At 42.9% G+C, this 12,876-nt stretch carries 13 protein-coding genes and 1 tRNA gene; 9 read left to right on the top strand and 5 right to left on the bottom strand.

Features of this window, described 5'->3' with window-relative positions:
* Nucleotides 1–120: 120 nt before the first annotated feature.
* The 3 genes from KNL20_RS00545 to trmB form a co-directional block, all read right to left on the bottom strand.
* Nucleotides 121–193, bottom strand: a tRNA-Lys gene (locus KNL20_RS00545).
* 82 nt (nucleotides 194–275) lie between these two features.
* A complete protein-coding gene (locus KNL20_RS00540; protein WP_230398754.1) occupies nucleotides 276–419 on the bottom strand; it encodes a hypothetical protein in 144 nt (47 codons plus the stop codon).
* A 333-nt stretch (nucleotides 420–752) separates the two neighbouring features.
* Entirely contained in the window at nucleotides 753–1,415 is a 663-nt protein-coding gene (gene trmB, locus KNL20_RS00535) for a tRNA (guanosine(46)-N7)-methyltransferase TrmB (protein ID WP_230398753.1), read from the bottom strand.
* Between the two features lie 229 nt (nucleotides 1,416–1,644).
* On the opposite strand from trmB, the gene KNL20_RS00530 reads away from it, so the two are divergent.
* The 9 genes from KNL20_RS00530 (at nucleotide 1,645) to KNL20_RS00490 (ending at nucleotide 10,281) form a co-directional block, all read left to right on the top strand.
* The gene (locus KNL20_RS00530) at nucleotides 1,645–1,956 is read left to right on the top strand and encodes a hypothetical protein (RefSeq protein ID WP_230398752.1); all 312 of its coding nucleotides are present in this window, start codon (nucleotides 1,645–1,647) and stop codon (nucleotides 1,954–1,956) included.
* 5 nt (nucleotides 1,957–1,961) lie between these two features.
* Nucleotides 1,962–3,002, top strand: a complete 1,041-nt coding sequence (locus KNL20_RS00525; protein ID WP_230398751.1) for a V0D/AC39 family V-type ATPase subunit — start codon at nucleotides 1,962–1,964, stop codon at nucleotides 3,000–3,002.
* 94 nt (nucleotides 3,003–3,096) lie between these two features.
* Nucleotides 3,097–5,025: a V-type ATP synthase subunit I gene (locus KNL20_RS00520; RefSeq protein WP_230398750.1), complete on the top strand. Its 1,929-nt coding sequence runs from the start codon at nucleotides 3,097–3,099 to the stop codon at nucleotides 5,023–5,025.
* Between the two features lie 49 nt (nucleotides 5,026–5,074).
* A complete protein-coding gene (locus KNL20_RS00515) occupies nucleotides 5,075–5,503 on the top strand; it encodes an ATP synthase subunit C (RefSeq protein ID WP_230398749.1) in 429 nt (142 codons plus the stop codon).
* A gap of 36 nt (nucleotides 5,504–5,539) precedes the next feature.
* Nucleotides 5,540–5,848, top strand: coding sequence for a V-type ATP synthase subunit F (locus tag KNL20_RS00510; RefSeq protein WP_230398748.1), 309 nt, complete (start codon nucleotides 5,540–5,542; stop codon nucleotides 5,846–5,848).
* 14 nt (nucleotides 5,849–5,862) lie between these two features.
* A complete protein-coding gene (locus KNL20_RS00505) occupies nucleotides 5,863–6,450 on the top strand; it encodes a V-type ATP synthase subunit E (RefSeq protein ID WP_230398747.1) in 588 nt (195 codons plus the stop codon).
* The gene (locus KNL20_RS00500; RefSeq protein ID WP_230398746.1) at nucleotides 6,443–8,209 is read left to right on the top strand and encodes a V-type ATP synthase subunit A; all 1,767 of its coding nucleotides are present in this window, start codon (nucleotides 6,443–6,445) and stop codon (nucleotides 8,207–8,209) included. The genes KNL20_RS00505 and KNL20_RS00500 overlap by 8 nt, the downstream gene beginning before the upstream one ends.
* 16 nt (nucleotides 8,210–8,225) lie before the next feature.
* Entirely contained in the window at nucleotides 8,226–9,647 is a 1,422-nt protein-coding gene (locus KNL20_RS00495) for a V-type ATP synthase subunit B (protein WP_230398745.1), read from the top strand.
* A 19-nt stretch (nucleotides 9,648–9,666) separates the two neighbouring features.
* On the top strand, nucleotides 9,667–10,281 hold the full coding sequence (locus KNL20_RS00490; RefSeq protein ID WP_230398744.1) for a V-type ATP synthase subunit D: 615 nt from the start codon (nucleotides 9,667–9,669) through the stop codon (nucleotides 10,279–10,281).
* Nucleotides 10,282–10,652: 371 nt separating this feature from the next.
* On the opposite strand, the gene trxB is transcribed toward KNL20_RS00490, so the two are convergent.
* Together trxB and KNL20_RS00480 are read right to left on the bottom strand one after the other, a co-directional pair.
* Nucleotides 10,653–11,573 (bottom strand): thioredoxin-disulfide reductase, encoded by a 921-nt coding sequence (gene trxB / locus KNL20_RS00485; RefSeq protein ID WP_230398743.1) that lies wholly within the window; start codon nucleotides 11,571–11,573, stop codon nucleotides 10,653–10,655.
* 16 nt (nucleotides 11,574–11,589) lie between these two features.
* Nucleotides 11,590–12,828 carry a hypothetical protein gene (locus tag KNL20_RS00480; protein WP_230398742.1) on the bottom strand — a complete coding sequence of 413 codons (1,239 nt, stop codon included), beginning with the start codon at nucleotides 12,826–12,828 and terminating at the stop codon, nucleotides 11,590–11,592.
* Between the last annotated feature and the right edge of the window lie 48 nt (nucleotides 12,829–12,876).

Here is a 12,876-nt window from a genome sequence, read left to right as displayed (position 1 = left end):
AATTCAGCCTGGTAAGCCAGCTTCCCATTCTGAATTTTTGGTTTTGATTTTGCACGGCTCTCTCGAATACAAAAACACCGCCCCCGGTGCTCTTTCGTCATCGAAAACAGTGCTTTCCAGTGCGCCTTCAGGGACTCGAACCCTGGACAAATAGATTAAGAGTCTACTGCTCTACCAACTGAGCTAAAGGCGCTTTCTTTCGTTATTAATTTTACAACGCAAGAGTTATTATAATAGATGATATTATAAAAATCAACCCTTTTTTTACAATTTCTTTACTTTTTTTTATTTTTTGTCATTTTAGCCAGATTTGTGTCTACTTCCTTTAATGATTTCAGGATTACAGGCAGTTTTCCTTTTTTTGCGTTCATATCATAACTAAACTCTTCCATCTTCTCTTTTAATCCAGATTTCTTCATATATCTCCTATTTATGCCCCTTAAATCAGTACATTATTTAATAAATATCTGTATCCGCCAGCAATGTACCGATTCTCTTTTTACTATTATAATATGATACCAGGGTCAAAAGGTCATGCGTTTCATGCTTGCATGAAAAAACATGACCTTTTTGACCCTAGTATAGCCGAAATTAAATAACTTACTGATTCAATGAGGATGATTTGGTGAGAACCGTGATGGCAAAACGTAGCCGTAGCGGGCTACGGTGAGGCTTTGACATTGCGGTTATCGCGGAATTCAGACAAATGAAGCAGAAAAGTATTTATAATCGGCTATACTAGTACAGAACGTCTAGCGTTCGTGTGTATACTGGTAGTATGCAATAAATTTATAAATAGCATTTCCACAGGAAGAAAATTTTTCTTCATATTCAGTCATAATGTTGCCTTTGTTCATGACCTCGTCCTTGTGAAGATCGAAGGTGCATCCTTCCAATACCCATCCGCTTTCCTTAAGTTCCTGAAGTGAAAATTCAAACAGGTTCTTATTATCTGTCTTAAATTCCACTTTTCGTCCCGGAAGAATTATTTCTGTATATCGCTTTAAGAACTGCCGGGACGTAAGCCGTCTCTTTGCATGCCTGTCCTTAGGCCAGGGATCTGAAAAGTTCAAATAGATCTGTTCTACTTCTCCTTTTTCGAACACTGATGAGAGTTCTCTTGCATCCATTCTGATAAAGCGGAAGTTTTCCGGGGAATCCTCAAGTGCCTCGGCTTTTTGTACGGCTCGCAAAAGAACACTATCATACATTTCAATTCCTATATAATCTATATCGGGATGGGCTTTTGCCATATCCATTAAAAAACGTCCCTTTCCCATTCCCACCTCAATATGGATTGGATGTCCACTATCAAACACCTGATTCCAATGTCCTTTGTGACCTTCCGGGTTTTGCAGGACATAGCCGGATTTCCCAATACTTTCCGCTGCACCTTGAATATTTCTTAAACGCATTCTGATAAACCTGCCTTTTCTATAGCCTTAATTTACTTATTTATTACTTTATCAGAAAATCCTTACAAAGGAAACATCTTTATAATTCATCAGTGCGTTTTCAGTGGCAAAATTCTTCATTTTCCACTAGTATTTTTTTTAAAAAGGTGTATGATAGTAACATGCAATCGGGTACTATAATGTTTAGATTTGCATGCTGAGCTTTAAGGAAATTATTAAGGAGGGGATTATGAATCAGATAATTGACAAGCTCTCGGAAATAGAGACTGCTTCTTCACGAATACTGGATGCTGCTGCCAATCAAAAAAAGCAACTGGATATTCAGGCGGAAAACCAGATTGCCTCATATGACAAGGAATTGGAGGCTTCAACCGAAAAAGAGCTGGATATCCTGCAGGATACACTGTCAAAACAGCTGGAAAAAGAGCTTTTTGAACTCAGGAAAAGTGCGGACTCCATACTGGAATCTATGGAGCATTACTACGAAGAGAATCACAATACTCTCTCTGCACAAATATATAAAAAAATAATAAGGAAGTGATTTAGATGAACGGTTTGTTATCCTACAGCGGTCTTACCACTAAGATACGTGCCATGGAAAGCCACTTTCTGAAGGATTCCAACTTTCGGGAAATTACGGAACTGGAGACTGTGCCGCAGGCTGTAAATTATCTGAAGCAATGGCCTTCCTATGAACCTATATTCGGCTTATCGGATGAAAATGAGCTGCATCGTGTCCAGATCGAGCAGATGCTCCGGCAGAGTATATATCGGGATTTCGCTAAACTATACAGGTTTTCCAACGTTTCGCAACGCCAGTTTTTGACCCTGTATTTTCAGCGTTATGAAGTTTCTGTAATTAAGGAATGCCTGACGAATTTGTTTGACCACCGTGTGACTCAGGTCAATCTTTCTGCTTTTGAGGACTTCTTTAAGCGGCACTCCGGCTTAAACCTTTCGCTGATGTCCGCCAGTTCTACAGTTCAGGATTTTGTAGAGTCTTTACGGGGAACTGTTTACTATGAACCTTTCTCAAAGCTGCTTGCGATGGAAAATCCCACGCTCTTCGATTATGAGATGACTCTGGATCTATATTATTTCAGAGATCTCTGGAAGATGAAAGATAAGCTCTATCAAGGCCGTGATTTAAAGGATTTGACAACAGCTTATGGCAGTAAATTTGACATGCTGAACCTACAGTGGATATATCGTGCAAAAAATTACTATCATATGTCCTCTGCAGACATTTATGCGCTTTTGATACCAATCAAATACCGTATCAGCAAGCAGCAGATTGTCGCAATGGTTGAAGCCGAAAGCACTCCTGCTCTGGAGGCATTGTTGGAACAAACCTACTATGCCCGTCAGTACAAAGGCTTTACTTTAGATACTCTGGAATCTATGTATGCCTCCATTATGAAGCATATACTTTCCACTGAATCCCGAAAAGACCCTTATTCGGTAATTACCATATACTCCTATCTGTATCACAAAGAGCATGAAGTGGATCGGCTGATTATTGCTTTGGAATGTGTGCGTTACCGAATAACCCCGGACGAGGCCATGACCTATGTCAGAAAAACTTAGCAGGAAAAGACATACAAATATCTTGTTGCAATTCAGTTATAAGCTCCGCATAGCTGAATTGTAAAAAAATAAGGAATACCGGAGGTGTTTTACTTTGATAATAAAGATGAAATTCCTGAGCATAACGGGTCCGAAATCTGATATTGACCGTGTGGTCAACCAGTATCTGTCAAAGTACGAGATTCATCTGGAAAATGCACTGGCTGAACTGAAGTCTGTGCAGGATTTGACTCCGTATATCCAGATAAATCCTTACAAAGAGACGCTGAAGCTTGCAGAAAACTATATGCAGCTTCTTCCGGAAGACAGACGGAATACGGATAAAAAGCTCACACTTGAGGAATCCATTAGTTTTGTTCAGAAGCTGGATCGGATCTTGACCCAGATTAATGAAGAAAGAGCCGGCTATGAGGCCAAGAGAAGCAGATATCAAGAGCTTTATGACAAAATTGAACCATTTATGGGACTGGAATATGATATTTCTGCTATTTTTCATTTTAAGCATTTAAAGCTTCGTTTTGGCAAGATACCAAAAGAGTATTTTAATAAGCTTAAAAACTATATCTATGATGATATGGCAACTGTATTTTACCAGTGCCATTCGGATGACCAGTATGTCTGGGGCATTTACTTTTGCGTCAGAGAGAATATCAGCCGCGTGGACGCAACCTTTGCTTCTATGCACTTTGAGCGCATCTTTCTGCCGGATGCCTATGAAGGAACTCCTGTAGAGGCTCATGCAAAGCTGGCGGAAAAGCTTCAGGAAACCAACCAGATGATTGCTTCCTGTGATTCCAGAATACAGGAACAGCTGAAGGACCACACAGACGATCTCGCTGCCGCCTACAGCAGACTGTCCGCACAGTCTGAGAACTTTGACATAAGAAAACTTGCTGCATGTACCAGCTCAAAGAAAGAAACCTTCTACATTCTTTGCGGATGGATGTCGGAGAAAGATGCGGCGACATTCCAAAAAGAGATTGCAAATGATCCCAAGCTCTTTTGTTTTATTGAGGACAATGATAATAATATTGTAATGCAGCCACCAACCAAGCTGAAAAACCCCAAGATATTTAAACCGTTTGAGATGTTTATCCGAATGTATGGTCTGCCGGGTTATCACGAAATGGATCCTACTGTTTTTGTCGCTCTCACATATACTTTCATCTTTGGAAGCATGTTTGGCGATGTTGGGCAGGGATTGTTTCTGGCAGTCGGAGGAGCGCTTCTGTATAAATATAAGAAGATCACACTGGCAGCTATCATGAGTATGGCAGGTGTCTTTTCGACTTTCTTTGGGTTTATGTATGGAAGTTTTTTTGGATTTGAAGATGTAATTCCTGCATTTTGGCTGAAGCCTAAGACGGATATGATTACACTTCCTTTTATCGGTACCATGAATACGGTTTTTGTGGTTGCCATCGCATTTGGGATGTTCCTGATTCTAACGACCATGATTATGCATATAATCAATGCGGTAAAAGCACGGGATGTGGAAGGTACTTATTTTGATCAGAATGCAATCAGTGGTCTGGTATTTTACGGAGCACTGACAGCCGTGTTATTCCTGTATATGTCAGGTCACACACTTCCCGCAACAGCGGTTCTGGTAGTGATGTTTGTGGTTCCTTTGATTCTGATCATGCTGAAAGAGCCCCTGACCAGACTTGTAAAAGGACGCACACCGGCAATTGAAGGCGGTAAGGGGATGTTCTTTGTACAAAGCTTTTTTGAGCTTTTCGAGGTTGCTTTAAGCTACATGTCGAACACTCTCTCCTTTGTCCGTATGGGCGCTTTTGCAGTCAGCCATGCAGCCATGATGGAGGTTGTACTAATGCTCGCAGGTGCCGAGCAGGGAGGGTCACCTAACTGGATTATTATTGTCCTGGGTAATGCCTTTGTCTGCGCTATGGAAGGACTGATTGTCGGCATCCAGGTACTTCGTCTGGAATACTATGAGATGTTCAGTCGATTTTATAAAGGTAACGGCCGCGAATTCAAGCCATTTTTGAAGAAAAGCTGATAACTTCACGGTCATAAAAAATTAATTTTAAAAACGGAGGTTTACTATTATGACATCTATGATTCAAATTATTACCGCTTTAGCGCTTGTGTTAACTATCGTTATTCCTACAGCAGTTTTTTTCCTTGGGGAAAGAAGTAAAGCAAGGTATAGAAAGACAATTTCTATTAATGCACTTGCCTTCTTTGGTGTGCTGGTTGTAGGTACTATTGTAAATATGGCCGGTACCGTAAGCGTACATGCTGCTGCCGACGGAGCCGGCCTGGCTACCGGACTCGGCTACCTGGGCGCCGCCCTTGTTACCGGATTATCCGGCATCGGCTCCGGCATCGCCGTTGCCAGCTCTGCGAGTGCTGCTTTGGGTGCCATCAGTGAAGACGGCTCTTTATTTGGTAAATCCATGATTTTCGTAGCTATGGCCGAAGGTATTGCCTTATATGGTCTGATCATCTCCTTCATGATACTTGGTAAGCTGTAAGCTTGCACAGACTGTGCAAGGAAGGCTGGTGCAATTATGAAAATGTATTTAATCAGTGACAATATCGATACCCAGACCGGCATGCGTTTAGCCGGTGTTGAGGGCGTCGTGGTACACGGACGGGAAGAATTGCGAAAGACCCTGGAAACCACCCTGGCTGACAAAGAAATTGGCATTATCCTGCTAACTGAAAAGTTTGGAAAGGCATTTCCGGATATTATTGATGATGTTAAATTGAATCACAAGCTTCCGCTGATCATCGAAATCCCAGATCGTCACGGTACCGGACGTAAACCCGATTTTATCACTTCCTATGTAAATGAAGCAATTGGACTTAAACTATAAGGCAGGTGAGAGATTTGACAATTGAAGAAAAATTACAAAATTTCTATAATAGTTCCATAGATTCTGCCCAGGCCGAAGCCAGAGCTATGATTGAAGAACATGAAGCAGCTCTGGAAAAAATCTTTACTGAACACAAAGAGACGGCAGAACGTCAGGCTGAGGCTGAACTCAAGGCCGAAAAGGAGAAGCTGAAAAGAAACCTGAATAAAAAGCTTTCCACAGAGCAGCTTCATATCAAACGCTCTCTTACGAAGAAAAATATGGAACTGAAAAATAAATTGTTTGCAGAAGTGGACGAAAAAATTAGTGTCTTTATGAAAACACCCGAATATGAGGCCTATTTGGAACGAAAAATAACGGAAACCCTGGCCTTTGCGGGGGATGATTCCATGGAGATTTATATCAACCCCTCAGATGCGCATTTAAAAGAACAGCTGGAGCGCAGCAGTAAAACTACTCTGATCATTTCCAAAGAGGACTTTAAGGGTGGTATCCGTGCAGTCATTCCGGAAAAGCATATATTAATTGATAATTCTCTTCTCACTTTGTTGAATGAAGAAAAGGAAGCATTTATTTTCCATGGAGGTGCTGCACATGAATAAAACAGGAATTATCCATGGTATCAACGGTCCTGTTATCTACCTGAAAGGAAATACAGGCTTTAAAATGTCTGAGATGGTATATGTAGGTGAGGAAAACCTCGTGGGAGAGGTCATCGGACTGACAAGGGATACCACTACAATTCAGGTATTTGAAGAAACAACCGGATTAAAACCGGGTGGAGTTGTAACTGCGACAGATGATGCCATATCGGTAACTCTCGGACCCGGTGTCCTGAATAATATTTTTGATGGTATTGAACGGCCTTTAAGTGAAATTGCAAAGGCGTCCGGCAAGTATATCACCCGCGGTGTCAATGTAGACTCCCTGGATACAAAGAAATTATGGGATGTCCGGATGACTGTCAAAGAAGGGCAGGAACTGCTGGGTGGGATGGTCATTGCAAAAACACAGGAAACAAAAACCATTGTACACAAATCCATGGTACCACCGGACATACACGGAACAGTGACCTGGGTGGCTGCAGATGGCAGGTATACCATCCAGGATACAATTCTGAAGTTAAAGTTGGATGATGGTTCAGAAAAAGAACTTACCTTATGTCAAAAGTGGCCGATTCGTGTGCCGCGCCCGACACTGAAACGTTATCCTGCCACAGAGCCGCTGATCACAGGGCAGCGGATTCTGGATACAATGTTCCCCATTGCCAAAGGGGGGACAGCGGCTGTTCCCGGTGGATTTGGAACCGGTAAAACTATGACACAGCACCAGATTGCCAAATGGTCCAATGCGGACATTATTATCTATATCGGATGCGGTGAGCGAGGCAACGAGATGACTCAGGTTCTGGAAGAGTTTTCAGAACTGGTAGACCCCAAGACAGGCAATCCTTTGATGGATCGTACTGCTCTGATTGCCAATACTTCCAATATGCCGGTGGCGGCTCGTGAAGCTTCCATTTATACAGGACTTACACTTGCCGAATACTATAGAGATATGGGATACGATGTGGCAATCATGGCTGATTCAACCTCCCGTTGGGCTGAAGCTCTTCGCGAGTTATCCGGGCGCCTGGAGGAAATGCCCGCCGAGGAAGGATTTCCGGCTTACCTGGCATCACGTCTGTCCGCTTTTTATGAACGTGCCGGCATGATGCAAAACCTGAATGGTTCCGAGGGCAGTGTTTCCATCATCGGAGCCGTATCTCCGCAAGGCGGTGACTTTTCCGAGCCTGTAACGATGAATACCAAACGTTTCGTGCGTTGTTTCTGGGGACTGGATAAATCTCTGGCCTATGCACGGCATTTTCCGGCCATTCACTGGTTGACCAGTTATTCCGAGTATCTGGGAGATCTGGCACCCTGGTATAAGGATCATGTAAACAAAAACTTCATAGACATGCGGAACCAGCTAATGGGCCTCTTGAACAGTGAAAGTTCTCTGATGGAGATCGTAAAGCTGATCGGAAGTGATGTGCTTCCCGATGATCAGAAGCTGATTCTTGAGATTGCGAGGGTTATCCGCTTAGGATTTCTGCAGCAGAATGCTTTTCATAAGGAAGATACCAGCGTACCAATGAATAAACAGTTTAAGATGATGGAAATCATCCTTTACTTATATAAAAAGTCCAAAGTACTGGTTACCATGGGTATGCCGATGTCAGTACTGAAAGAAGACAATATATTCGAAAAGGTAATTGCTATTAAATATGATGTGCCCAACGATAAACTGGAGATGTTTGATGATTATCGAAGGGCAATTGATGAATTCTATGACAACGTATTAAAGAGGAATGGATAAGGAGGGGATACGCTTTATGGCAATTGAATATCTTGGATTAAGTGAAATCAATGGGCCCCTCGTGGTCCTGGAAGGTGTGAAAGATGCCTTTTTTCAGGAAATTGTAGAATTTACCGTAGAAGGCAATCAAAAGAAACTGGGACGTATAGAGGCCGTCTATGAGGATAAGGCAGTTATTCAGGTTTTCGAAGGAACAGAGAATATGTCCCTGAAGAATACCCACACTCGTCTGACGGGACATCCCATGGAAATGGCCTTGTCCGAAGACATCTTAGGCAGAACCTTTGATGGTATCGGAAAGCCGATTGACGGACTGGGTCTCATTACCTCAGATTACAGAGCAGACATCAATGGTCTTCCTCTGAATCCTGTTACCCGTAAATACCCGAGAAATTATATTCGCACAGGTATTTCCGCCATTGACGGACTTACCACTCTGATTCGTGGACAAAAGCTTCCGATTTTTTCTGGAAATGGTTTGCCCCATGATAATCTGGCTGCCCAGATTGTACAGCAGGCCTCTCTGGGAGATGACACCGACGAAAAATTTGCAATTGTGTTTGCTGCTATGGGTGTCAAATATGATGTGGCTGAATTTTTCCGCCGTACCTTTGAGGAAAGCGGTGTATCAGAACATGTGGTCATGTTCCTGAACCTTGCAAATGACCCTGTGGTGGAACGTCTTATTACACCAAAGCTGGCACTTACTGCTGCTGAATATCTCGCCTTTGAAAAGGGGATGCACATCCTGGTTATACTGACCGATATTACCTCATATTGCGAGGCCATGCGCGAAGTATCCTCCTCTAAGGGCGAGATCCCGTCCCGTAAGGGTTATCCGGGATATCTTTACTCCGAATTGGCAACTCTGTATGAGCGTGCCGGCATTGTAAAAAATGGCAAGGGTTCTGTTACGCAGATACCAATTCTGACTATGCCCAATGACGATATCACGCATCCGATTCCCGACCTTACCGGATATATCACGGAAGGGCAGATTGTACTCGACCGTCAGCTTCATGGACAGTCTGTTTATCCCCCGATTAATGTACTGCCGTCTTTATCACGACTGATGAAGGACGGCATCGGAGACGGTTACACCAGGGCTGACCATCAGGATGTTGCAAATCAGTTGTTTTCCTGTTATGCAAAGGTGGGAGATGCCAGGGCCCTTGCTTCTGTTATTGGTGAAGACGAGCTTTCGCCCCTGGATAAGCAGTATCTGATTTTTGGAAATGCCTTTGAACATGAGTTTATAGGACAGGGGACCGACGAAAACAGGACTATTGAGCAAACCCTGAATATCGGATGGCATCTGCTTGGTATCCTGCCAAAGGATGAACTTGACCGTATTGACACTAAGATTCTGGAGCAGTATTATCAGCCTACGGAAGTTAATCTGACCGCTCAGGCAAAAGCTGAAGCGGATAAGATATAATCAGGAAGGGAGGGATTACATGGATCCGAATACATTTCCCACAAAAGGGAATCTGATACTGGCAAAGAATTCTTTATCGCTTGCCCGCATGGGTTATGATTTGATGGATAAGAAACGTAATATCCTGATTCGGGAAATGATGGACCTGATTGATCAGGCAAAGGAAATCCAGTCTCAGATTGATACGACCTTTAGTGAGGCATATGCAGCCCTTCAAATTGCAAATATAGAAAGCGGTATTAACTATGTACAGTCCATCTCATATACGGTTCCTGTCGAGGATTCAATCCGTATAAAGACCCGCAGTATCATGGGCGTGGAAATTCCTTTGGTTGAATCCGAGCCTTCCAGACAAAGTCCTACGTATGCTTTCTATACCACCAGAGAGTCCCTGGATAAGGCTCGCAGCGCATTCCAAAAGGTCAAAGATCTGACCATCCGCCTGTCTATGGTAGAAAATTCTGCCTACCGGCTGGCTGTTGCTATCAAAAAGACGCAGAAGCGCGCCAATGCGCTGAAGAATATTACGATTCCTCACTATGTTGCATTGACCAAAGATATTTCAGATGCTCTGGAAGAAAAGGAACGTGAAGAGTTTACCAGGCTGAAAGTAATTAAAAGAATGAAGCAGTAGAATAGTAATTCTAAAATTGTTTATTTTGTCTGACTATTGTCGGTTATTTTTTAGCAGAAGATTCTATATTTTGACTACTCAAAAGTCAAGTGTTTTCACCGGGTTTTTTTAAATTTCTTACGATTTATAAGTTCTCTACAAAACACTCGTTCTTTAAAATTCTTATGTAAATCACTAAGTTATCAACATTTCCGGTGCATAATGTGGATAACTTAGTGTATAACTCGATTTTCAGCTACTTTCCCGACTTTTATGATGTGTATAACTATATGCTTACAATATATGGAGGAAGCCTGTTTTTCGACAGCTTCCTCCATATATTGTGCACTATGTCTAATCGCAAACAATTAAAAACAATTCAGATAATTTATCTATGCGGTAATGAGATAATTTTGTATAGATGTAATGCAATTCGCTCCATCTGACGCCGCCGTTATAATCTGACGCAACAATTTGGTCCTCACATCCCCCGCCGCAAAGACACCCGGAATGCTTGAAGCTCCATCCTCTCCGGCTACAACATAGCCTCCCGCATCCAGCTCCAACTGTCCCTGTGCCAGCTCACTATTAGGGATAATCCCCACAGCAATAAAGCATCCATCTGCTTCCAGTTCCTTCTCTTCTTTGGACTTTACATCCCGGACAGTCAGACTTTTTACTTGAAAATCTCCCTTAATTTCAGTTACAACACTGTTCCAAAGTACCTCCACATTTTCCTGGGCAAACAGATTGTCCTGAATGATCTTCGCAGCACGAAATTCATCTCTTCTATGGATCAGATATACCTTCTTGCATATTCTGGCCAGGAAAATAGCGTCCTCCAATGCTACATCACCGCCTCCAATTACTGCGACGGTCTTATCTTTAAAAAATGCTCCGTCACAGGTCGCACAATAGGATACACCGCTTCCTGCCAGTTTCTGTTCACCCGGCACACCAAGCTGCCTGTGTTTTGCTCCGGTAGCCAGCAATATTGTCCTGGATTTATATTCCTCATCTTTCGTTACAACCTTTTTAACCTTACCATCCAGCTCCAGCTTTAATACCTGATCCCGTACGAACTCACTTCCCATCTTTTCAGCATGGTCTCTGAGCGTAGTGCTTAAATCCATACCACTGATGCCCGGAAGTCCGGGATAATTGTCTACCTCGTAGGTATTAACTACCTGGCCTCCGCTGATATAATTCGCTTCAATTATGATTGTAGAGAGTTTGGCCCGCTGTGCATAAATCGCGGCACTTAATCCGGCCGGACCTGATCCGATGATGATTACATCATAAATTTTTTCCATAGTATCACTTCCTTCTTTATTGTACTGCATCCTTGTTATGGACAACTTTAATCTGCCGGACAATATGCAGTACCTGATCAACTGTAATCTGTGTGTAATCGAGTTTTCCCTCGCTTACATAGAATGTGTAGATATCGTATCCATTATCCACATCCTCCGTTTTTTCATAGGGCTGTTCTGCTGCCTTTTGAAGAAACTCCTCTTCCCCCATCCCAAGTGTGATGCCCCCTGCAACCGTTATCTGGATCTTTGTAGTATCCAAATCCCCATACAGGGTTGTCACAAAGCAATTCTTAATTGTGGTGGCATCCGTGCCATAGTTATATACTACGGCATATATCTTCTGTTCATTCTTTAAAAGCGTTGCATACCCATATTTTCCAGACTTGACCGCTTCATCAGATCCATCTTTGTCCAATTCCCAGCCGTTATCCAAAAAGGCGGATACCGGAGCAGGCAGCCGGTAGTATGCTCCATCATATCTGATAACAAAATCCTGCAGAAGTACTCCTTCAAATTCCGGAGGATGATATGCCTCCACTTCCGGAGTTACGGCATCGCTTACATTCTCCAGCTCCTCCTCACCTTCCGGATTGCGGAAGTTGCGGATGTCAATTCCCATCATGGCTTTCGTTTCTTCATCAAAACTGAATTTCACCTGACTATTCATGCCATATTCATAGGTCAGAAGAATGGATTTCCCCTCCTCGTACCTGTCAATCGGGGAACCATAAGCTGCAGTAACCTCTTCCTCCGTAGACTTCTGAAACACAATCTTCCCCGGCAGATTTATATAGATTCCTTGCCCTTCAGCAGCTGCTGCATCCACATGGATACCGGCAATGTAGCACTGAGAAATCTGGCTGTTCTCCGTATTGGGATTCATCAGATCCGCATAAAGAATGTTGCCCTCCTGTTCAAACTTCTCATTCTCCACATAAGACTCTGCCCCAAGCTTTGTAGTCGCATCCCCCTTATAAACCCAGCCAAGTGCTGTAAATTCCTCATATGTCATAGGAATTTTATAAGTCTCGCCCCAGATTGCGATGGTAAATGAGGACAACTTATCGGGAAGATCGATATCGTAATCCGGTACATCCTCCCCGGGGAGCTGTTCATCCAATTCATCCGAGGGATCCTCGTCATCCAGCTGGGATGACGAATTTACAGCTATAGGTATTTCTTCCTTCTTATCTTTGCAGCCGGCAAAAGCCAGTACGGTAAGCAACCCAATCACAAAAACATAGCGTTTCATCTTGTTGGCCTCCTTTCAGATATTTTAACATAAATACCCGTACTTTCC

It is taken from the genome of Novisyntrophococcus fermenticellae (assembly GCF_018866245.1).
Lineage (GTDB): Bacteria > Bacillota > Clostridia > Lachnospirales > Lachnospiraceae > Novisyntrophococcus > Novisyntrophococcus fermenticellae.
Note: the sequence above shows the minus strand (reverse complement) of the source record. Positions and strands in the feature narration are given on the sequence as shown.

Bases quoted from the DNA above. Each gene is read 5' to 3' on its own strand.
- KNL20_RS00495 (WP_230398745.1), top strand. From the start codon at position 8,226: ATGGCAATTGAATATCTTGGATTAAGTGAAATCAATGGGCCCCTCGTG.
- KNL20_RS00540 (WP_230398754.1), bottom strand. From the start codon at position 419: ATGAAGAAATCTGGATTAAAAGAGAAGATGGAAGAGTTTAGTTATGAT.
- trmB (WP_230398753.1), bottom strand. From the start codon at position 1,415: ATGCGTTTAAGAAATATTCAAGGTGCAGCGGAAAGTATTGGGAAATCC.
- KNL20_RS00500 (WP_230398746.1), top strand. From the start codon at position 6,443: ATGAATAAAACAGGAATTATCCATGGTATCAACGGTCCTGTTATCTAC.
- KNL20_RS00525 (WP_230398751.1), top strand. From the start codon at position 1,962: ATGAACGGTTTGTTATCCTACAGCGGTCTTACCACTAAGATACGTGCC.
- KNL20_RS00530 (WP_230398752.1), top strand. From the start codon at position 1,645: ATGAATCAGATAATTGACAAGCTCTCGGAAATAGAGACTGCTTCTTCA.
- KNL20_RS00510 (WP_230398748.1), top strand. From the start codon at position 5,540: ATGAAAATGTATTTAATCAGTGACAATATCGATACCCAGACCGGCATG.
- KNL20_RS00480 (WP_230398742.1), bottom strand. From the start codon at position 12,828: ATGAAACGCTATGTTTTTGTGATTGGGTTGCTTACCGTACTGGCTTTT.
- trxB (WP_230398743.1), bottom strand. From the start codon at position 11,573: ATGGAAAAAATTTATGATGTAATCATCATCGGATCAGGTCCGGCCGGA.
- KNL20_RS00515 (WP_230398749.1), top strand. From the start codon at position 5,075: ATGACATCTATGATTCAAATTATTACCGCTTTAGCGCTTGTGTTAACT.
- KNL20_RS00490 (WP_230398744.1), top strand. From the start codon at position 9,667: ATGGATCCGAATACATTTCCCACAAAAGGGAATCTGATACTGGCAAAG.